Genomic DNA, 23219 nt, shown 5'->3' with positions numbered 1-23219 from the left:
AAGTTCGTCGGTTCGAGATGATATCTGTTATTTTGCGGATTCAGTTCTTCGTTTCGACTTTTCTTTCCGTCGATCTAACTCTTTTATCCGTCGTTCCCGCTCTTCTTTCCGTCGCTGACTTTTCTTTTCGTCGTTCTCTCTTCTTTCCATCGCTAGTTTTCTTTCCGTCACTCTCGCTTCTCTATTTTCGCCATAATTTTCCCCATAAAAAAACAGTGGAGAGTTCGATTAACTCGAACCTCCACTGTATATAAAATATTTCTTAGTTGTTTTTGAAGTCTTGTTTAGCTGTAATTTTTACAAGCTCTGCACTTTGACCACCAATGTTTACACGAGCATTGAATACGTCTCCAGCTTTACCTGTAGCAGATGCTTCAGCTGTACCGTTTTGGCTGAATACTACTTCACCAGAAACTTTAGATAAAGTTAATGTTGTAGCAGCAGTTAATTTGCCATCAAATGTAGCTTTACCTTTATCTGCACCTGTTTCAGCAACAGTTGCCATTACGCCGTATTGGTCAGTAACAACTACGTCAGCTAATTGGAAGAATGCATCTAAGTCGAAGTTAGCAGCTACATTGTAAGAAGAAGTTGTTACGAAGTTAACAGCTTCACCATCAATGTATTGTTGAGCTTTATTGTTTTCTACTACAGCAACTTTTTCTACTTTAGGAGCAACGTTAGAGAATGTTACTTCTTTCACGATTTCTTCACCAGTAGCATTGATTGTGATTGTTACTTTTGCAGTTGTAGTTTTCGCATCTTTATCGAATTCTACTTTAGCCGCATCATCAGTAGTAATTTTACCATCTTCAACGCCTGTAAGAACTGCAGATTTTACTGTGTAGTCAGAACCAGCTTTAAGTGTAACTTCTCCACCATTAGCAGTTACTGCTTTCACTACGATGTCTTTTCCATATTCAGTTGGGATTGCAAAAGATCCTGCAGTACCAGTTACATAGATAGGTTTGATATCTTCTACTTTATAAGAAGTGAACGAGCTATCTTTTACAACTGAGAATTGTTTAGAGTAAGAGCTTGCTTCAACTGCAGTATCATTCGCAACTTTTACAAGTTTGAATGTTACATTAGCAGTTGTTTTAGTAGCGCCTGCTTTGTATGTTACTGTGATTTTGTTGTTAGCAGCATCTTTAATTTCACCTGCTACAGTGAATGGTGCATCCGCATCTGTGAATGCTTTGATTGTGTAACCTGCTGTTGCAAGTTTTGCAAGAAGCTCGTCAGTTGAAATAACTTGACCGAATTGGTCTTCAACTACGATATCTTTTGCAGCAATTTCTACTTTTTCATCAGCAAGTTCACGGATAGCTGTGCTTACTTTGCTATTTAAGCCAGTGATTACTTTTGGTTCAGTAGCTGATTTAGGGATAACTGTTTGAGTTGCAACTTTACCAGTTGAAGATGTCACAACAACAGTTACTGGTGCGTTTTCTACTACGTTAGCACCTGCTACTTTTGTATAAAGCTCACCGTCTTTTTCTACTAAAGTACCACCAGTAATAGTGATACCTTTAGAACCGCCTAATACAGCAGTATCTTTAATTGCATTACCTTGTTTGTCTAAAACAGATAATGGGAATAGGATGTCTGCTCCAGCAGTAGCAACTTTTGTTGGTGCGCCTAATGTTACTGAATCAGCACGTAAACCTTCAGCAACTTTCACTGTTGCTTGACCGTTTTTACCAGTTGCTTTAGCGATAACGATTACGTTTGTATCACCAGTTGCTACAATGTTAGTAACAGGAAGTACAACTACATCTTTACCTTCGATTGTTTGTTTTTCAAATGCACCAAATGTTGCAACAGCTTGGTTTGTATTCGTTACAAGAACCTCACCATTTAGACGGTTTAAGTCAGTAACTTCTTTACCGTATTGGTCTTTTACAGTAACAGGAAGATAGAATTTATCTTTTGCTAAAGTAGTATCTTCAGTTAAAGTTTTGCCATCTTTATTGTAAAGAGCTCCAATTGTTACATCAGATGCTACAGTTTTAGCAGAAACTGTTACAGTTTGTGTAGCTGTAGTTGCAGTTGAACCGTGGATCACTGTAAGTACTACTTTGTCGCCTTCTTTAAGACCAGCAGCTTTAGTAATAGTGATTGAGCCGTCTGCATTTGCAACTGCAGAATCAGCGCCTGCTGCAGAAAGTGTTAAAGATGAAGCATTTAATTTTGTAATATCTTCACCATATTGGTTTTTAATTTGGTAACCGATTGTAGCTGTATTATCACCAGTTGATGGAGCTACTTCACCAAGAATATCAATAGTAGAAACTTTTTCGTCTTCTGTTTTCACAGAACCAGTTAGTGCTTCATCCGAAAGGCCAGTTACGTTTACAGTGAATTCACCTTTTGTAATTTTGCTTGTTAATTCAATTGTTGCAACTGTTTTATCTTCGTTCCAAGTAATAGAAGAGAAGTTAGATTTGAAGCCATCTTTTTTAAGCTCAAATTTAGCTTTTTCAGTTTCAACTGGTTTATTGAATGTTACAGCTAAAGTTTTTGCATTTACTGCATCAACAGATTTTACTTTTACCGCAGTTACATATGTAACTTCAGCAGAATAAGTTTTGCCATCGATCTCGAACTCTACTTTAGTTTCTTTGTTTTCTGGAAGTGGAGTTGGTAATGTTACCTTATGTGTTTTGTCATCAGAAAGTGTTACTTCTAATGTTGTTGCATCTACAACTTTAACTTCTTTAACAGTTAAAGATGCTTCTTCACCAAAGCTATCAATTGAACGGCTTAAGAATGATGCAAATTGACCGCGTGTTAATGAGTTTTTAGGATTGAACTGTTGGATATTTTCAACGTTTGTAATACCAGCATATTCTAATGCGATGATTGCTTCACGATTTTCTGTAGCTGTAGCTTTGTCTAAATCAGTGATAACAGATTCGAAGTCTTCATCCGCTTTGTACTCAGCTACTAAATCTACGTTATAAACAGTTTTGATAGCACGTACTAAAACAACAGCCATTTGCTCACGGTTCATGTTATTAGCTTGCATTAATTGGTTGTTTGCGCCTTTGAATACGCCAGTATCTTTAACAAGTGCTGCATATTGTAATAACTCTTTGTCAGATGTTGTTGTTGGTAAATCAGAGAAACGAGCTTCTGTTGCATAGTCTGCAGGAATTTCGTAATTTTCTGACACTAACCATTTTCCTAAGAACTTTGTTACATTACCGCGTGTAACAACAGCATTCGGCTTGAATGTACCATCTGGGTATCCAGATACGATTTTAGCGTCTGCTAATGCTAAAATAGCGTCCTCGTGATCATTGCCTTTAATATCAGAAAAGCTTGCTGCGCTTGCTGCTGGTACGATTGCTGATGCTACTAGGGCTGCTGAAGCTGCGCCTACAACCCATTTACTATATTTTTGTTTCATATGAAATTACCTCCTAGATAAATTAGCCAATATTCGTGACTACGACTTCATTATAAGAGTACGAGATAATAAATTTCAAAATGAAATACCTGGAATGAAAAATGTGGTAACACCTTATTTTTAAAGGTTTTATACCCATATTTTGTACAAATATTGTTATGGCTACCATCCCGAAAATTAACAGACAAACCTTACTGCCACAAGGAAAATATACCATCTTACCCATGTCATTTTTACCATCCAAATTTCTACAATTTTCGACTTTTAAACAATAATTGATTAAAAACCATTAGTGAACAATTCGTGAACTCATGTCACAATTAGGTAGGTAATTTATTCTTGTATTCCCTATATTCTATCAGAATTTTCCATAAGTTTTATATATTATTAGTTTTTGGTATATTCTATAAGCCATTTTTCGTTCAGAAATTGACTTGTGAATTGGCACTTTTTTATCAGCAATTACAGTAATTCTATCAATATTTGGTATTTTATCAACGATCTTCTTGGGGGTATTAACGATTCTTTTTTTATCAGCGATCTTCTTGGGGTATCAGCGATTCTAAGCTTTTTATCAGCGATCTTCTTGAGCTTATCAGCGATTCTAAGCTTTTTATCAGCGATCTTCTCGTAGGTATCAGTGATTCTTGGCTCACGGGCTTTTGGAACGGAGCTTGCTGGACATTTATGGCATGGGGTTTTTATGGAATATTAATTTGTCTTGAAAATGGGTCTTATAAAAATGGTTGGAACGTATACCTCGTTTCATATGTCATATTCGTGAATCTATTGAGACTGGGAAATGGTAGATGCTATTGCTGATACTTCTATTCCTAGTGGCGCATTCCTTTTTGCTACCGAAATAAAAAAAGCAGTGATTTCTATAATTAAAGAAATCACTGCTTTTTCTATGCGGTACGTCTTTTTATTCTCCCAATTACCCACTGACTAAATGGAAGAATGGAAATCAACTTTGTCACCGTAATACAAACGATTAGCGCCCACAGCATTAGCAATGGCACTCGGACAAACGTACTATTAAAATGGTCCACAAACCATCCTGTTGATATCCGCAGAACCTCCCAATGAATGAGATAGATCATAAACGCATATCGACTTAGCAATTGAACCGTTTTCGTATAAGGTAGCGACTGCCCCCAGGCAATTACCAACAAGGCGATACTTATAACAAGCGGTATTAAATCAAGTCGTCTCGAATGCGTCTCTGTATAACCAAGCTGCAGACGGATATATAAAAAGATAGCAGATAACACAAGCAACACAATCGTCGCATAACGATACTTTTTCGCAAGCGCAGCAATCTGCGTATAATACACACCCATCGCATAAGCTATCGCAAAATAACCAAGCCAACCCGTAAATAGTAAACGCAACGTGAGTTCATTCTCTTCAAAAAATGGATATGGCAAGGCAATCAATGAATGATGGATTAACATAATCAGTACACATAACGGTAAAAACCAAGCCATAGACCATTTAAAACGCTTCATCAACGCAAAGACTACATATAACTGCATCATAACCACAACAAACCAGCCTACAAACCCGCCGTAAACAATATTACTAACAAACTTATCCCATACTAAGCCATTGTGATAAATTAACTCTACAATTACCGAATCAAGCATTGCCCATACTAAATAAGGTAGAAAAATATATTGAATTCTATTCGGCCAAAAGTTATTCGGTATTTTATCCTGATAACGATTCGCTAAAATTAAAATAGACAATAAAATAAACGTTGGCGTCGCATAACACAGCGCAATCCGTAAAAACAGATAAAACGACTGCTCTGGCTCTACACCTACCTCCATAATAATCCATGAAGAAGTGTGTAATAGTAAAATAGACAAACACGCCACCACACGCAGTAAATCCCACTCTTTAATCACTAAACATTCTCCTAAAACTATTATATCTCATTTAAGTCTGTCATAGTTTGTCGATGAATGCAATGGTGATATTTGTAATCTATGGCTATAATAAGGGGATTGTATTAATGAGAGATAGATAAACAAAATAGATATATTTAATAGAAGAGAAGTAAAATTGATGGAGGAAGTATTAAGCGAATTAAAGCAAATTAATCATCGTATTGATTCAATTAATAGTCGAATTGAATCGGTTGAGAATCGTTTTGAAGTAGTAGAATTTAAGTAGCAACAAATCAAACAAGTTGTTTTAGATACAAATGAAAAAGTAAACAGACTAGTAGCTATTCACGAAAGCCAGCACCGCATTATTGAATTATTATCTGCCCGCTCGATCTCATGAGGCTGAGTTGAAAAGAGTAAGTGAACTACAAGGTGTGAAAAAGTCCCTTCAATAAGAAAAAATCCGCTTCGCTTACTACGGAGAAGGCACTACCATATCGATGTACTGCTTCAATTCGTCAACTTTATGAGTAGAATTTAAACAAACGCCACTTCAAATTAAACTTTGAAGTGGATGTTTTGAGTCTATTCTATATTAATAAAGAAGAACGTAATATTAAAAGTTTAAGTCACTGCATTAACGGAACTTACCATCACCAAATCTTCTCCACCCATTCAGGATGGTCTATAAACGGATATCGTAAATTAATTTCCTCTCCTACAGCTACAGTTTTGTATGAAATCAGATTTTAATTATTGGTTGATTGTTTTCTGAAGGCAAAGAAGGATCCACAATGGGATCCCCTTTCGAATTTGTAAATTTAATTTGCTCAGGAGCTGCACCCTTTTTATATTGTATCGACTGAATATCAATATTTTCAGCGCCTCTTATTTCACTGACATTTGGACCTTCAATTGTGATTGTTTTCACAGCAGTGCCTTTTAGGTCGATAATCATCCCTGCTTTAACTGGACTAAAGGTAACATCAGTCGTCTTAAAGCCTTCTCCATGTAGTTCCACATAGGCACCTTTAAGGAATACACCTTTTGGAATAACCGATTGTGCATCTAAATGCACTGCTATACTAGGTTTATTTATTGTCAATTTGTTCTTTTTGAAATTCTTATAGTCATATACTATTTCAGGCTGAATCGGTTCAACAGTTGAGCCTTTATTAACATCGATTTGAACCATAACAGGGTCATGGTCACTTGCACGACCAGCCATGTCCGTGAAATCAGCGTTAATATGAAGGATATCAATATCAGTTTTGTCTTTTAGATTGTTTGACACTAAAATATGGTCTAATACTTGTGAGTTCCCCTGATAAACATATGTGTAACGATCAGAAGCTTCCACTTTATTAATTATATCTGTCATTAATTGACCTTCATGGATTTTAAGAGCATCAGCAAATTGATAATCATTGAAATCACCTAAAGAAACAATATTTGCATCTGGATTTTTTGATTTAACGTCCTCCACAAAATGATAAACAATGTTGGCAATTTTTTTACGTTGCCCTTCACTTCCGTACTGTGGCGGCTGGATTGCACCAAATAAAGGAGTATCTCCATTTTTAGAATTCCAATGATTTGCAATAACAATTACATCTTCACCTTGGAATTCAAATTGTGCAGCTAAAGGTTTGCGGCTACTATTAAACGCTTCATTGTTTGGATCGATTCGACCAGGGTTCAATGTTAATTTCCCATCGTTATAACCAACAGCTGTTGTAGCATCTCCTGATGGCATGCCTTCCTTCAGTTTAACTCGCTCTGGGTTATAAAGGAAGCCAACTCGAATATTCGCGTCTGGTGCTCCACCGTCTTGATTATTAATTGGATCGATATTAACATACTGATACTCAACACCACCAACACCTTTAATAGCGTCAATTAATCTTTGATAACTTTGATCCGCTTTAGAATCACCTGGAGATGGCCCGTTATTATCCTGCACCTCTGTTACGCCGACAATATCAGGGCTACCCATATCAATACCAATTGCTCTTGCTAGTTTTCTCGCTTTATCATCAGTTGTAGAAGTTTTGTTATTAGAGAAGTTTTCTAAATTATATGAGGCAATTGTTAACTTATCTTCTGCCTTTTCTATTTTTGTCGTCTTTGGAGATGTATCTCCCTTTTCATAAGCTGCCTTCATCTCATCTAAAGGAGCATAGATTTTAAAGTTTTGATAAGAATAGCCTACGATTCCCGTAATTGGCCCTTTAAATTTATCACCTGTTGCCACTTCAAGATTGCGTGCAGCTCCATTCGGTTCTAATCGGAATTGAATTCTGTTTGGATTTGCATTTTCTTTCTCATACAATACCCCACCGTGAATTGTGTTCGTTGGTTCATCCTCTAGTACTGTCACTAAATCTCCATGATCCTGTGGCCCTACAGCTTTCACATTTCCAACTTCTACTCTCATTCCTTCGAGACTTTCCCAAAAATCAATTGCGTCGATTGTTGGATTAAAAATTTCAAGCTGATCACTGTCGATCTCACTAAAGGACATTTTTAACTTATCAATTTCAATTGCTTTTGGTAAAGCTACACTACTTTTAAGTACTTCTACTTTTCCGTCTTGATCGTCACGCACATTAATTTGAGTTGTTTTTAAATCTGTTTGCTGCCTATCATCATAGCCATCGTAAGCATATTCGCTTACTTTTCCTTTAACAGATACTAAATCTCCTACCTTTATTGGCCATTGTTTCTTTCCACTATACAGAAAAATTCCTTCAGAAGTATTCGGATCATTATCAGCCAGTTCATCTGGCGTTTGAATCGTATAATACCAATTATTATTCAACGAAAATGAATACGTGACGATTCCTTCAATTCCTTCAACTGTCTGACCATCAAATGGAGAAGTATGCCCTGCACCTTGAATATCATGAATTTGTAATTGATCTGTAATGCTATAATCAAATGTAGTTATATCGCTAAATGTGCCATCTTTAGCTTTAACTATTGTTTTTAAAGTAGTATTTTTGCTAATCTCAATTGGTGTCTCATATTTAAGACTTTTATCAGTTGGCTCCGTGCCATCTAATGTGTAATAAATTTCTGCATCGGCTGTCGGTGTTCTTAAAGTTACTGTTGTTTTTCCAACAAACGTTCCACTTCCAGGAGATGCGCTAGCAGGCTTCAATGCCGAACTGTCCACTACGATATCTGCTTTTGATCGAGGAATGACTTGATAGTCGTTATCAAACTGTTGAACAATACCAGTGATAGATTCATAGTTTGTACCGACAGTTAGATCTAGCGAATTTGTTTCATCTCGTACAAGGAAATTTGTTCCGTCATTAGCAGTAAAGTTTGCCCACCCTGCTCCTTGTTGAACATCTGTAAGCGTAACATTCTTCACTGTTACTAACTGTGATTCGCTATCTTCATTTACTTGAGCACCTGTTACAACCTTTGGAGAAGGTACACCGGCATTTTCAACCTTTTCAACGATTGTAGCACCATCTAATTGTAATAGCCCACGATAGTCAGCTAATTTACCTTTTAAAGTAACTTCATCACCAATAGACATAGCTAAACTAGTAGGTCTTACGGCAATACCACCTGTTTCGTCTTGGACGGAGAACGTATTTTTCAAGCCCGCCGCAACTCTACCTTTGATTGTTACCGTTTCACCTACACCCTTATTCCGAGCTTCTTTAATTGAAAGGACTGTCGGTGCTTCAGGATCAACAGGTTCACCCGAATCACTATCCATTACGTGCTGCCCCAAATCAGAAAAATAATCTACCGGATATGAAGTCCATTCTAAAGCTGCATTAAATGGATCTTCAATATTTGTATCCCCCGACAACACTGAACTCTTTCTTACTAAAGTTACATCTTTAGCAAAATCCGCTGAAGAACCAACTTGTCCAATGGAATCGACTATTTCACCAGATTTCCTTAAAACGACTGGATCATTTCCATTGAAATTAATAACAGTTGAGTTTTCCAGATTTCCATTCGCTTTAATGTTAGGTGCTGCATCTTTATGATATACAACATAGGTAGCTCCGCTTTCTAGAGTACCTGTCAGATTCACTTTATTTTTTGCAGTGGCTTCTCCGTTTGTATGAAGCTCTAACGTATAATTGCTTAAATCTACAGCGGCACCTGTACCATTATATATTTCAATGGCTTTATTGAAGGAACTTCCTTCAATATACTCTGAAATGATTAAATCCTTTGCTACTGTTTCAGCTTTTGCAGTGAGAGGTGCAATTGGTGCGGCAACACTTGCGACTAGCGTTGTTGCTAAAAAGGCGTTTATCGGCTTCTTCCAATTCTTCTTTGACATTAGTGAATTCTCCTTTCAATTTAAGAAAGATAGTTTTTTGCGTGCAAAAAGATAAGATCATTATCGTACGTAGGGTTAGCATCATATCCAATGTAAGTTAGGGCAATTATTTTATTAACTGCTGTCTCCTTTCTAGCAATATTGTTTAAATTCGCATATGGCGACATATTTCCCCACTACATATATATGTAAACATATTATTATTAATTCACTATTTTTATTGTATTTATATTATGTAAATGAATTGTAATATTGGAAATGTACATCTACTATAGAGAAATTAATATAAAAAACGCCATCTTCCGATTTTTAAAGGATACTGGCGTTTATTAATTGAATTTATTAAACTGCTAATTTATAAGAATACCGCTTGGAGTTGCTTTAATTTCTCTTTTGCTTCCTCCATTGTCACTCCAACCACTCCAAAATAGAACTTACATTTCGGTTCTGTACCTGAAGGTCGAATTGCTACCCAAGATGTATCCTCTAAAACGAATTTTAATACATTTTCCCTTGGCAATAAAATGGATTCTGTTGTACCATTATCCAAAATGGCACATCCAGTCAAATAATCCTCAAAACGCTTTACTTTTAGATCAGCTATTGACTCAGGTGCATTCTGTCGAAATTTATCTAATATCACTTTCATTTCATCCTGGCCATTCTTTCCTTCAAACACCTGTGATACTAAAGCCTCTTGGTAATAACCGTACTGAAGATACAAATTTTGCAGTCCATCTAATAATGTCTGCCCTTTCTTTGCATAGAAAGCAGCCATCTCCGCTACTTTTAACGCAACTTGTACAGCATCCTTATCACGGACAAAAGCTTGAATTAAGTAACCATAGCTTTCTTCATAGCCAAATAAATACGAAAAAGTACCCGTTTTTTCATACTCCTCAATTTTTTCAGCGATATATTTGAAGCCTGTCAACGTATTCTCTGTTGTTACACCAAACTGTTTGGCAATCATTGATCCTAGTTCAGACGTTACAATAGTTTTTAACATTACTCCATTGTCTGGTAATGTGCCTTTCGATTTTTTTGTTGACAGTAAATAATGTAATAATAGTGCACCAAGCTGATTTCCCGTTAATAGTTCATAGCCCTCACCATTCTTCACGGCCACTCCTAATCGGTCCGCATCAGGATCTGTTGCTAATAATAGATCTGCGCCTACTTTCTTCCCTAGTTCCATTGCTAACGCAAAAGCAGCAGGCTCCTCTGGATTTGGATAAGAAACTGTGGGAAAAGCCCCATCCTGTACAGCTTGTTCGTTCACAATATGTATGTGCTGAAAACCAAAAGCCTGTAGTCCCTCACTAACTGGTACTAAACCAGCACCATGTAATGGCGTATAAACAAGCTTCATATCTAGAGCAATATCATCATTGTCCTTTAATGTTAAAAGACGCTCTAAATATGCCGTATCCATATCGCTTCCAAGCCAAATCAAAATTTCTTTCTGCTCAAGTTGCTCTAGTTCTGATACCTTAATAGCGAATATATCCTCGATATTTTCCATATGTTCTACGATGTCATTAGCAAATTGAGGTGTTAGTTGTGCACCGTCCTTACCATACACCTTAAAACCATTATACTGTTTAGGATTATGGCTAGCCGTTATGACAACACCCGCATAGGCATGTAACTCACGTACCGTAAACGATAACTGCGGTGTTGGTCGTGCTTCCTTATAAACATATGAACGAATACCATGTGCCCCTAATACACGTGCAGTCTCACATGCAAATTCATAAGAGAAATGACGTGTATCATAAGCAACAACAACTCCACGTTCTTTAGCTGCTTCTCCATTCGATTCGATATAACGAGCAAGCCCTTCTGCGACACGACGAATGGTATAAACGTTCATACGGTTTGTTCCAGCACCTAAAACACCACGCATTCCCCCAGTACCAAAGGATACATATTGATAAAAGCGATCTTCTATTAAACTATTATCATTAGCAATAGATGCTAGCTCCTCTGTTAAATAACTAGGTAGATTCATCTCTATCCACTGATTATATAATTCATGAACATTAACCATTACTTTGACACCTTCTCTTCTTTCAACAACTCTAGCATTTTACGTTTATACGCCTCAACTCCGGGCTGATCAAATGGATTAACCTCTAGCAAGCACGCACTCATCGCACAAGCCTTCATAAAGAAATAAATCAAATAACCTAAGTGATACGCATCAAGCTTCGGTAATTCAAGCTGAATAACAGGTACCTTTCCCTCTGCATGCGCAAGTGCTGTTCCCTGTTTGGAAATGGCATTAATCTCATTAAAAGTGCGAGCCGATAAATAATTTAATCCATCCTCATTCCGAGCATCAAACGGTACAGCTAAATCTCCCTCAATTTTATGGAAATGTAACAATGTTTCAAACATTACACGACTTCCCTCTTGAATAAACTGCCCAATCGCATGTAAATCTGTTGAGAAATTCACCGTTGAAGGATAGAGTCCCTTATGCTCCTTCCCTTCACTTTCACCAAATAACTGCTTCCACCATTCATGGAATTTATTTAAACCAGGTTCAAAGGAAGCAAGCAACTCAATCGTAAATCCTTTCTCATAAAGCATATGTCGCATAACAGCATATTTATATGCATCGTTATGTTCTAAATCTGATTCTGCTAACTCTGTAGCTGCGTAGCGTGCACCATCCATTAAAGCACGAATATTAACTCCCGCTACTGCTACCGGTAGTAAACCTACAGGCGTTAGCACGGAATAACGCCCACCAATATCATTGGGGATTACAAATTGGCGATAACCAGCATGATCTGCAATCCCCTTCAAAATCCCATTTTCAGCATCTGTCGTCACAATAATGCGCTCAATTGCCTTATCACCATAACGCTCTTCCATATATAAACGCATAACACGAAATGCCAACGCAGGCTCCATCGTACCACCTGACTTTGAAATCACATTAACATATACTTGTTTTTTATCTAAATACTCAAGTAGTTCCTTAATATATGCACCGCTCATATTAAGACCAACATAAACAACCTCAATGCTACCTTTGGCTAGACCAAAATAAGGCATTAACGCTTCTTGTATTGCTCGTGCCCCTAAAAATGATCCACCAACTCCGACAACGACAAGTACATCCGCACAAGCACGTACCTCACTCGCAACTCGTTCAATAGAATTAAGCAGTGCTTCTTGATTTTGTAATGGGGAATCCATCCATCCAGTTAATGGATATTGTGGTAAAGTGTCATGAATCCTCTTTACGCGATCTTTATACCGTAATATATCACTATCGTCTAGTGAACAATTCAGCAATGTTGTTTTAACAATTTCTGTTAGCACTATAGAATCCTCACTTCTTAAGGTAAAATTTGATATGTATATTATGCCATATTGCAAAAAGAAAACCAACTCGAGCCTTATCGAGTTGGTTATTTAATGCCATTATTTCTTATGCCAATTCCATGCGCTTTTTACAATATCCGTGATACCAAATTGAGCCTTCCATCCTAATTCACAATAGATTTTATCAGCATTGGCAACTAACTTAGCAGGATCACCTGCTCTTCGTTCTACATATTGCACAATGGCTTTTTTTTCTGTAATACGCTCACATGTTTCAATAACTTCTTTTACAGAGTAGCCGTTCCCATTCCCTAAATTATAAGTTGCCGTTTCAATAGTACCATTTAGCAAACCTTCAAGAGCCAGTAAATGGGCATTTGCTAAATCTGTAACATGGATATAATCACGAATACAAGTACCGTCAGGTGTATCATAGTCAGTACCAAATACTGAAATGGATTCTCTTTGCCCTAAAAAATGCTGAAGAATAATTGGAATTAAATGTGTTTCTGGAGAATGACTTTCACCAATTTCAGCTGTTTCATACGCACCAGCAGCGTTAAAGTATCGTAATACTACATATCTCATCTGATAGCTTTCCGCAAAATCTGCAAGCATTTGCTCCACCATTAATTTAGAGCGCCCATATGGATTAATAGGATTAGTAGGCGTTTCTTCATCAATGAAATCAACAGTTGGCATCCCATACGTTGCAGCAGTAGAAGAAAAGATAAACTTATCAATTTTGTTTTCCTTCATTACTTTTAATAAATTCAAAGTAGCAGTTACATTATTTTCATAGTACTTCATAGGATCAATCACAGACTCGCCTACTAAGCTAAATGCAGCAAAATGCAATACCGCTTCAATATTGTATGTATCAACAATTTGTTGAACGGTAGAAGAATCGCCTAAATCACCTTGTACGAAAGTAGCTCTTGCATCTACAGCCCATTGGTGACCCGTGCTTAGATTATCGAGCACTACTACTTCATGAGTCTTTACTAACTCTTTAACAAAATGACTACCAATATAACCAGCACCACCAACAACTAATATCATAAAGTTTCACCACTTAACTGTTTTGCTTTTTTTAAGATGATTTCTTTTACACCTTCACTTAAATCTTCACGTTCTAAGGCAAAATCAATCGTTGTTTCGATAAACCCTAATTGTTCACCTACATCATAGCGACGACCCTCAAACTCATAGGCAAATACTCGTTGAATACCATTTAAAGATTCAATAGCATCCGTTAACTGTATCTCGCCACCCTTGCCTTTTTTCTTCTCGTCTAAAAAACGGAAGATTTCAGGTGTTAATACATAACGTCCAATAATTGCATAATTCGATGGTGCATCCTCTAATTTAGGCTTTTCAACAAATTGTGTAACCTGCATTAATCGAGTATTACTGTTTACTGGATCAATAACACCATAACGATGTACATCTTCATCTGGCACTTCTAGCACGCCAATGACACTTGACAATGTTTTCTCATATTGATTCATTAATTGTTTTAAACAAGGCTCTTCGCTTTTCACAATATCATCACCAAGCAATACAGCAAACGGCTCATCACCAATAAATTTACGCGCACACCAAATCGCATGCCCTAGTCCAAGTGGTTCTTTTTGACGAATATAATGGATTTCTACATTCGCAGATTCTTGCACCTTTTCGAGCATTTCAAGTTTTCCTTTTTCAATAAGGTTCGTCTCAAGCTCCAGTGCATTATCGAAATGGTCTTCGATTGCACGTTTGCCTTTACCAGTTACGATAATGATATCTTCAATTCCAGAGTCGATAGCTTCTTCCACAATGTATTGGATCGTCGGTTTGTCTACAATGGGTAACATCTCTTTTGGCATTGCTTTTGTAACTGGCAAAAAGCGTGTCCCAAGCCCTGCTGCTGGAATAATGGCTTTGCGGATTTTTCTCATAAAGCATCACTTCCTAAAAAAATTAACGAAATTTATTTTCCGTTTCGTTCATTAAATATTTGATCAAATAAAATCTCAATTGTTTGATTCACATTAAAAATGAAACTACTTTTTTTCTAACCCAAACTAGAAGTACCAAGGTCTTTATTGAACAATGTACTCCCATCTCCATAGACACTTCAGTTAGTATGCATTTTTATTTACAAATCCATTTACGATAGTCTTCATAATAATTTTAATATCAAATAACAATGTCCAATTTTCAATATACTGAATATCATGCTCTATTCGTTCTTCAATTGAAGTATCTCCACGTAATCCGCTTACTTGAGCCCATCCAGTAATACCTGGTCTCACATGATGTTTTATCATATATTTGGGAATTTCCTCTTTAAATTGATCGACAAAATATGGTCGTTCAGGTCTAGGTCCTACAATACTCATATCTCCTTTCAATACATTAAAAAATTGGGGAAACTCATCAAGACTAGTTTTTCTTAGGAAAGTACCAAATTTAGTCCTTCTTGGGTCATTTTCAACAGTCCATTGCGTATTAGAGGCCTCGACAGACATATACTTCATAGATCTAAATTTATACATATAAAACGTTCTACGATTAAGCCCTACACGCTCTTGTTTGAAAAAAATAGGACCTGGAGAAGTTAATTTCACGCCAATTGCGATTGCCAATAGTATAGGTGATGTAATAATTATTGCACAAAGCGCAAAAACAATATCAAATATACGTTTCAGTACTCTATTTACATATTCATCCAAAGGTATATCTCTGACATTAATGACTGGTAAATCTCCAAAACTTTCAAAATGCGGGGTAGCAGGTAGTATATCGTAAAAATCTGGAACAATAGATACACGAACACCCGCTTTCTCACACATTTCAATAATTTGATGATATTTTGAAAATGCAGTTAAGGGTAACGCAATTACCACTTCGTCAATTATTGTATTTTCTAGTGTTGTCGATAAATCCTCTATTTCACCTAATATTTTCTGTTCTCTATTAATTTGTTTAAAATCATCTAAAAAACCAATTGCTCTAAGCCCGTATTCAGGATGATTATCCAAGTTCTCTAAATACCTTTTTCCGATAGAGCCCGCTCCTAAAATTAAAACAAACTGTTGATTATAGCCTTTTTTTCTCATTGCTCTTAAAAATTGCTTAACAAAAAAACGATACGTAACAATAATCAAAAATCCTACAAATAAATATATTGCTAAGAACATCCGAGATATATCAATCGTTTTAACAATAAATAAAACACTTAATAAAACAAACATACTATAAATTTGCACTTGAACTATTTTAGAAACTTCATTTGCAAACCTCATTTTCCTTTTCGGAACATATAAGCCAATTAAAAAACCAATAGCCAAAAATGCAACAGAGTAAACAATGTTCCAAATGAAGTAATCTGCTAATGGCAAATATGATCCTTGTTGCTCTTTATTAATCACAAAGCGAAAATACCATGCAACAACAAATGATACTTGAATAAAAAGAAAATCTGTTGTCATGTATAGTTGTGTAATAAAGCGCTCTTTCCCTCTTATCACTTTAATCACCTTTTTTAGTTTATTTAAATTAACGAACTCTTTTTAGAAGGTTACTTATTGTAGCGAATGTTAGTTTTAGTATAATTCCTGTATAAACTACACCATTAACTAAAAAGTTATATTTCGTTTTAAAATGCTTTTTATGGAATAAATACATTGCTCTATGAAACTCATAAACAATTTTAAATGGTTTTCTCCTACTACTTGCCCCTTTATAATGAACAATTGAAACAGTAGGATTATAAACAATTCGCCAACCGGCTTCTTTTATTCTATAACACCAGTCTATATCTTCCCCATACATAAAAAATTCTTCATCTAAAAGACCCACTTGCTCAATTACTTCTCTTCTTACCATCATGAAAGCCCCAACTAAACAATCAATATCATGTACCTCATGCATATTCATATAACTTTTATGATAGCTATTATATTTGGGGCTATTAGGAAATTTCTTTGCTAAACCTATAATATAATATAAAGATGCTTCAGGATTAGGGAACCCCCTATGACAGGCCTTATCTAAAGTCCCATCTGGTAAGTTGACTTCACAGCCAACAGCACCAACATTCGATTCTACATCCATAAAGTGAATCATTTCATCTAATGTATTTTCATTAACTATTGTATCAGAATTTAACAATAATACATATCGACTATTACATGCTTTTATCGCTTGATTATTCGCTTTTGAAAAGCCCACATTTTCTTTATTTGATATAACATTCACTTCAGGAAACATACTTTGGATTTGTTCTACTGAGCCATCTGAAGAAGCATTATCTACTACAAAAATCTCATATTGAACATTCAGTTTTGAGTCTAAAATAGATTGAATACAATCAATTGTTAGCTTTTTAGTATTATAATTAACGATTACTACACTTAAATCCATTTTATTCTTTCACCATATTCCTTTAAAATATTGATAATTTTTTTTAAAAGGAGCCTTTCTATATGATTGAATAAACTTTCTCTTGATTTTTAAAGCTTTGTATTCTTTAAAAAGAAGTTTATATGCACTAAAAAGCTTTGGTTCTTTGAGGAACATATAAACTAAACAAGATACTTCATATATGAAAATAAAAGGAAAGTGCAGTAAAAAGTATAATAAATTATCATTTTTGATCACATAATAATGTCTATTTATATAGGAATGTTTTCTTGTTTTAAGGGAAATGTTCTTCCTTGACTGATTATCCTTCCAGCCTCGTTCATGTTCTGCTATTGCTTTAGGGACTAAACATATTTCCCAACCTGCTAATCTTGCTCTCCAACTAACGTCTACATCTTCTTTATAGGCGAAAAAACTTTCATCAAAAAATTGCTCTTCAAAGGAAATCATATGGATCATTTCTCTCCTATAAACCGCAGCTGCCCCAGAAACGCCAAAAACGTTTATAGAAGAATCATACTGCCTATTATCCACTTCACCACTACCACGATCAATGGCACGACGATTTTTCTTTATATTAATGCCCGTACTATCAATTATATGTTTATCTAAGTCTCTGTATAATTTACCTGTTGTAGCACCGACATTTTCATTTTGCTGCATATATTCCATAATAAACTCAATATAATATTTATCTAATATCACATCTGGATTTAAAACTAAAACATAATCTGTATTTGTGTAATTTAAAGCTTGATTATGCCCCCCTACAAATCCGTTATTCACGCTATTTTGAACAAAGTAAACATTTGAATAATGGGACACAATATCTTTAATAGAATCATTTGAATTATTATCGATCACTATTATTTTCTCAACCGGATATGATTGTAAAATTACTGAATCTAAACAAGCTTTAATAAAGTTCGCACTATTATATGTAACTATTTGAACAGCTATATTAGCCAAATTATCCCTCTATTCCATTTATAATACAATTTAATTATAGCTTTAAAAACAAAAATAACAATCTAAAGGAGATTGTTATTTTTGTTTATATATTCGTATAACGCTTCTTTCCAATGCCTTCTAGGAGTAAAGCCATTTACTTTTACCGCTAAATCTCCTAATACAGAATATACAGGGCGTTTAGCAGGTCTGGGGAATTGTTCTGAGGTTAAAGGATTAACAATAATATTTTTATTAGCAATATTAAAAATCTCTTTTGCAAATTCATACCAGGAACATGTCCCACTATTCGTACAATGATAGACTCCGTACTTCTCAGTTTGTACCAATTCAATTAAAAACTCAGCCAAATCAACTGTGTAGGTAGGAGAACCAACTTGATCATAGACAACGCCTAATTCTGTCTTCTCCTCAGCTAACTTCAACATCGTTTTAACGAAATTCGGACCAAATTCACCATAAACCCACGCCGTTCTCACAATAAAATATTTAGTGCTTAAAGTTTGTGTTAAAAACTCACCAGCGTATTTAGATTGTCCATATACGCCTAACGGTTCTACATTCATATATTCATTATAAGGAGAATCTGCTTGACCATTAAAAACATAGTCTGTACTAATATAACAAATTTTTGCCCCAGTTTTTTCAGCTGCCACAGCTAAATTGCGCTGTCCTGTTGCATTTACTTGAAAAGCTAGCTCTCGGTTTGTTTCCGCCCCATCTACATTTGTATAGGCAGCGGCATTAATAATAATATCTGGTAGAACATTATTACATACATTAGTCACTTGTTCTATATTGGTGATATCTAATTCTTGCTTTGTAAATGCATATAACTCATGTTGACTATTAGATAATTGCTTAACAAGCTCCTGACCTAGCTGTCCATTAGCACCTGTCACCATAATCTTCATTATAATTTACCACCATATTGCTCTGTATAATAGTTTTGATAATCACCTGAAATGATATTTTCCCACCAATCCTGATTATCCAAATACCATTGCACAGTTTCTTTTAAGCCTGTTTCAAATGTATATTGTGGCTCCCAACCTAACTCTTGTTGAAGTTTAGTTGGATCAATTGCATAACGGCGATCATGACCTAAACGATCTTCTACATATTGAATTAATGATTCTGGTTTATCAAGCTGCTTTAAAATTTCTTTCACAACTTCTAGGTTAGTTTTTTCATTATGCCCACCTACATTATAAACCTCACCAGTTACACCTTTATGAAGAACTAAATCGATCGCGCTACAATGGTCTGTTACATGTAGCCAGTCACGAACATTCTTACCATCTCCATATACCGGAAGTTTTTTATCATTTAATGCATTAATAATCATTAATGGAATCAATTTTTCTGGGAAATGGAATGATCCGTAGTTGTTTGAGCAACGTGTTATATTTACAGGTAGACCAAATGTTTCATGATATGCTAGTACTAATAAATCTGCCCCCGCCTTACTTGCACTATAAGGGCTATTTGGTGATAGTGGAGTTTGTTCAGTAAAGTAACCGTCTTCTCCTAAAGTTCCATAAACCTCATCAGTAGACACTTGTAAGTACTTTTTGATCTTATATTTTTTTGCTGCATCTAATAATACTTGAGTCCCTTGAATATTTGTTTGCACAAAAATGCCAGGGTTCGTAATACTACGATCTACATGTGATTCTGCTGCGAAGTTGATAACCGCATCAACTCCGTCACCTATTAGTTGATCCATTGTCTTAGCATCTGTAATATCCGCCTTGACGAATTGATAATTAGACTTCCCTTCACATTGCTTTAGATTTTCTAAATTTCCTGCATATGTTAGAGCATCAACATTAACAATAGAATATTGAGGGTATTTATCAACCATGTAATTAACAAAGTTACTTCCGATAAATCCAGCTCCACCTGTTACTAGAATTTTCATATTTAAGCTCCTTTAAATCAATAAACAAAGTTATTATCGGCATCCTTTAAATTTGGATGATTTGTATCTTTTTCAGATAAGATTGGATTAGATGTTGGCCAGTCTATATTTAAATCTGGATCATTCCAAGCAATTCCGCGATCATGTTCAGCAGAATAGTAATTATCCACCTTGTAAATGACTTCTGTATTATTAACTAATGTACAAAATCCATGCGCGAAGCCTTTCGGTACTAATAATTGACGTTTATTATCCTCAGACAGAATAAAACCTTGCCATTGTCCATATGTAGGCGACCCTTTACGAATATCTACGATTACATCATAAATTGCTCCTCGAACTACACGAACTAATTTTGTTTGTGCATAAGGCTCTAATTGATAATGCATTCCTCGTAAAGTACCTGACTCAACGGATAGAGAATGGTTATCTTGTATAAATTCAAATTTTAATTCTAACTCCTCAAACACTTTTGCATTATAGCTCTCCATGAAAAAGCCTCGATGATCCTCAAATGCTTTAGGCTCTAAAATAAATGCATCCTTAAAAATTGTATTTATTTCCTTCAAAGTATCCACTTCTTTCGATAATTAATTACGATTTGCTAAATCAATCAAATATTGACCATATGCATTCTTTTTCAATGGTTCTGCTAATTTAATTAATTGTTCTTTTGAAATATAGCCTTTACGATAAGAAATCTCTTCTAAACAAGCAACTTTTAAACTTTGTCGTTGTTCAATCGTTTCAATAAAAGTAGAAGCTTCTAATAAAGATTCATGTGTTCCTGTATCTAGCCAAGCAAAACCTCGTCCTAATAATTCTACATGAAGATCCTCCGCTTCTAAATAAGCTTTATTAACATCTGTAATTTCTAGTTCTCCACGAGATGATGGCTTTATAGATTTTGCTATTTCCACTACACTATTATCATAGAAGTACAATCCTGTTACAGCATAGCTTGATTTAGGAAATTTAGGCTTCTCTTCAATAGAAATTGCCTTGCCATCTGCATTAAATTCTACAACACCAAAACGCTCAGGATCCTTAACATTGTAACCAAATACAGTAGCCCCACTTTCTCGTGTAGCAGCTCGTTCAAGCATCGTTGTAAATTTATGACCGTAGAAAATATTATCTCCTAAAATCAATGCGACTGATTCATTTCCGATGAATTCTTCTCCAATAATGAATGCCTGTGCTAACCCATCTGGGGAAGGTTGTACAGCATAGGATAATGAAATACCTAATTCTTGTCCATCACCAAGTAATTGTTCAAACCTTGGTGTATCTTCTGGTGTAGAGATAATTAAAATATCTTTTATTCCAGCTAACATTAATACAGAAAGAGGGTAATAAATCATCGGTTTGTCATATACCGGTAATAACTGTTTGGACACCGACTTAGTTAATGGATATAAACGGGTGCCACTTCCACCTGCAAGGATAATACCTTTCATATAATAAAAAACTCCTTTTATTTTGCAACTAAATATACACCAAATAAAATAACAGCTACACCTACCCATCTTGTGATAGGAATAACCTCTTTAAATACAAGCAAAGCAACAAATAGTGCAATAATATACGCAACACTTTGTAATGGATATATTAAACTTAGTGGTAGTTTCGATAATAAATACAGCCAAATAGCAGTGGCTATTACATATAAAACTCCCCCACCGATAATCCATGGTGACAAAATAACATTAATTATAGATTTTAATCCTGATATTTCTATTTTTTCTGCGCCTATTTTCCACAAAGTTTGTCCAACTACCAATAACAAAACATTCGAAATAAATAAAATAATATTCATATAATCATTCTTTCTCCAAATTCTTTCGTAATGATTCAAACTCATATTTTAAAATTCCAAGTTCTTGAGAAAGATCTTTGACTTTATTTGAAGCTCTAGATAATGCAATAGTTAAACTAAATATAATCGCTAAAATTAGAAGGTTAGACAACAAAAACAATGCATTAGTAGGTGTTTCAATGCTTAATAAATCTGTTATATAATATAAGATACTCGGAAATATTACCAAAAGTAAAGATGTTAATGATAATAAGAGCCATAATAACGCATATTTCAAGTCTAATTTATAACGTGTAATCATTCTGATTAATTGAACAATAGCTACTAAAATGATTATTAAAAGTATTAACTGTAATTTTATTGATATCATGATGTCACCTAAAATGATTCTTTCCTTATTTTATCAAATACTATTGCTAATGAAACTTTTATCATATAATAAATAGAACGATTGAAATTTATCGATGATTCTCCCCCTTCTCTTTCATTCATAATAACTGGCACTTCCGAAATTTTTAATCCTTTTCTTTTTATAAACATAATAGACTCTGGCTCTGGGTAATCCTTAGGATAGTTTGATGCAAATATTTGAATTATTTCTTTATTACATGCTCTGTATCCAGAAGTTGGATCTGTTATTTTTAATCCGGTAAGTATATTTATTAGATTTTTTAAATACCAAATACCCATTCTTCTTACACCTGTCGATTGAAAACCTAGATGTTCAATATACCTTGAACCTATTACCATATCAGATTTACCTTGTATAATCGGTCCTATTAAGTTCTCAATATATTCTGGATTATGCTGACCATCTCCATCTACCTGTATCGCAATATCATAATTATGTAATGCTGCATATTTGTAACCTGTTTGAACGGCCCCACCAATACCCAAATTACAAGGAAGATCTAATATGTCAACATCCATTTTTTTGCATATAGGAGATGTTTCATCTGTTGATTGATCGTTTATTATAACAATATCCACATTATTTTTATATTTTATCTCTTGTATTTTACGAATCAGCTTACCAATATTTTCTTCTTCGTTAAATGCAGGGATAATAACTAATATATTCATTTATTTTTCTCCTAAAACTAATATTTTAAATTAACTTC

General features: G+C 35.0%; 17 protein-coding genes. All 17 read right to left on the bottom strand.

Features of this window, described 5'->3' with window-relative positions; translation table 11 throughout:
* Positions 1–262: 262 nt before the first annotated feature.
* The 17 genes from ACIQ7T_RS18050 to ACIQ7T_RS17970 all read right to left on the bottom strand — a co-directional run bounded on the left by ACIQ7T_RS18050 (position 263) and on the right by ACIQ7T_RS17970 (position 23181).
* Positions 263–3415: an S-layer homology domain-containing protein gene (locus ACIQ7T_RS18050; protein ID WP_402872226.1), complete on the bottom strand. Its 3153-nt coding sequence runs from the start codon at positions 3413–3415 to the stop codon at positions 263–265.
* Between the two features lie 908 nt (positions 3416–4323).
* Positions 4324–5328 carry an acyltransferase family protein gene (locus ACIQ7T_RS18045; protein WP_370078415.1) on the bottom strand — a complete coding sequence of 335 codons (1005 nt, stop codon included), beginning with the start codon at positions 5326–5328 and terminating at the stop codon, positions 4324–4326.
* Positions 5329–6052: 724 nt separating this feature from the next.
* On the bottom strand, positions 6053–9631 hold the full coding sequence (locus ACIQ7T_RS18040) for a chitobiase/beta-hexosaminidase C-terminal domain-containing protein (protein ID WP_402872222.1): 3579 nt from the start codon (positions 9629–9631) through the stop codon (positions 6053–6055).
* Between the two features lie 355 nt (positions 9632–9986).
* Positions 9987–11684 carry a phospho-sugar mutase gene (locus tag ACIQ7T_RS18035; protein ID WP_402872219.1) on the bottom strand — a complete coding sequence of 566 codons (1698 nt, stop codon included), beginning with the start codon at positions 11682–11684 and terminating at the stop codon, positions 9987–9989.
* On the bottom strand, positions 11684–12970 hold the full coding sequence (locus ACIQ7T_RS18030) for a glucose-6-phosphate isomerase (RefSeq protein WP_402872216.1): 1287 nt from the start codon (positions 12968–12970) through the stop codon (positions 11684–11686). Before ACIQ7T_RS18030 ends, ACIQ7T_RS18035 begins: the two co-directional genes overlap by 1 nt.
* A gap of 102 nt (positions 12971–13072) precedes the next feature.
* Entirely contained in the window at positions 13073–14035 is a 963-nt protein-coding gene (gene galE, locus ACIQ7T_RS18025; RefSeq protein WP_402872213.1) for a UDP-glucose 4-epimerase GalE, read from the bottom strand.
* Entirely contained in the window at positions 14032–14916 is an 885-nt protein-coding gene (gene galU / locus ACIQ7T_RS18020; protein ID WP_402872210.1) for a UTP--glucose-1-phosphate uridylyltransferase GalU, read from the bottom strand. Before galU ends, galE begins: the two co-directional genes overlap by 4 nt.
* 183 nt (positions 14917–15099) lie before the next feature.
* Positions 15100–16491: an undecaprenyl-phosphate glucose phosphotransferase gene (locus ACIQ7T_RS18015; protein WP_402872207.1), complete on the bottom strand. Its 1392-nt coding sequence runs from the start codon at positions 16489–16491 to the stop codon at positions 15100–15102.
* Positions 16492–16519: 28 nt separating this feature from the next.
* Positions 16520–17386, bottom strand: coding sequence for a glycosyltransferase family 2 protein (locus ACIQ7T_RS18010; protein ID WP_402872204.1), 867 nt, complete (start codon positions 17384–17386; stop codon positions 16520–16522).
* A gap of 9 nt (positions 17387–17395) precedes the next feature.
* Complete coding sequence (locus tag ACIQ7T_RS18005; protein ID WP_402872201.1) at positions 17396–18355, bottom strand: glycosyltransferase family 2 protein; 960 nt, start codon at positions 18353–18355, stop codon at positions 17396–17398.
* Between the two features lie 62 nt (positions 18356–18417).
* Positions 18418–19269: a dTDP-4-dehydrorhamnose reductase gene (gene rfbD / locus ACIQ7T_RS18000; protein WP_402872199.1), complete on the bottom strand. Its 852-nt coding sequence runs from the start codon at positions 19267–19269 to the stop codon at positions 18418–18420.
* Entirely contained in the window at positions 19269–20279 is a 1011-nt protein-coding gene (gene rfbB, locus ACIQ7T_RS17995) for a dTDP-glucose 4,6-dehydratase (RefSeq protein WP_402872196.1), read from the bottom strand. The genes rfbD and rfbB overlap by 1 nt, the downstream gene beginning before the upstream one ends.
* Before the next feature lie 17 nt (positions 20280–20296).
* Entirely contained in the window at positions 20297–20848 is a 552-nt protein-coding gene (gene rfbC, locus ACIQ7T_RS17990) for a dTDP-4-dehydrorhamnose 3,5-epimerase (RefSeq protein WP_402872194.1), read from the bottom strand.
* Between the two features lie 21 nt (positions 20849–20869).
* Positions 20870–21739, bottom strand: a complete 870-nt coding sequence (rfbA, locus tag ACIQ7T_RS17985) for a glucose-1-phosphate thymidylyltransferase RfbA (protein ID WP_402872191.1) — start codon at positions 21737–21739, stop codon at positions 20870–20872.
* A 17-nt stretch (positions 21740–21756) separates the two neighbouring features.
* On the bottom strand, positions 21757–22143 hold the full coding sequence (locus ACIQ7T_RS17980) for a hypothetical protein (protein ID WP_402872188.1): 387 nt from the start codon (positions 22141–22143) through the stop codon (positions 21757–21759).
* Positions 22103–22399, bottom strand: coding sequence for a DUF2304 domain-containing protein (locus ACIQ7T_RS17975; RefSeq protein ID WP_402872257.1), 297 nt, complete (start codon positions 22397–22399; stop codon positions 22103–22105). The genes ACIQ7T_RS17980 and ACIQ7T_RS17975 overlap by 41 nt, the downstream gene beginning before the upstream one ends.
* Positions 22400–22476: 77 nt before the next feature.
* Positions 22477–23181: a glycosyltransferase family 2 protein gene (locus ACIQ7T_RS17970; protein WP_402872184.1), complete on the bottom strand. Its 705-nt coding sequence runs from the start codon at positions 23179–23181 to the stop codon at positions 22477–22479.
* Between the last annotated feature and the right edge of the window lie 38 nt (positions 23182–23219).

The organism is Lysinibacillus sp. NPDC096212 (assembly GCF_044763105.1).
Lineage (GTDB): Bacteria > Bacillota > Bacilli > Bacillales_A > Planococcaceae > Lysinibacillus.
The sequence above is the reverse complement of the archived record's forward strand: the minus strand, read 5'-3'. Positions and strand labels throughout refer to the sequence as shown.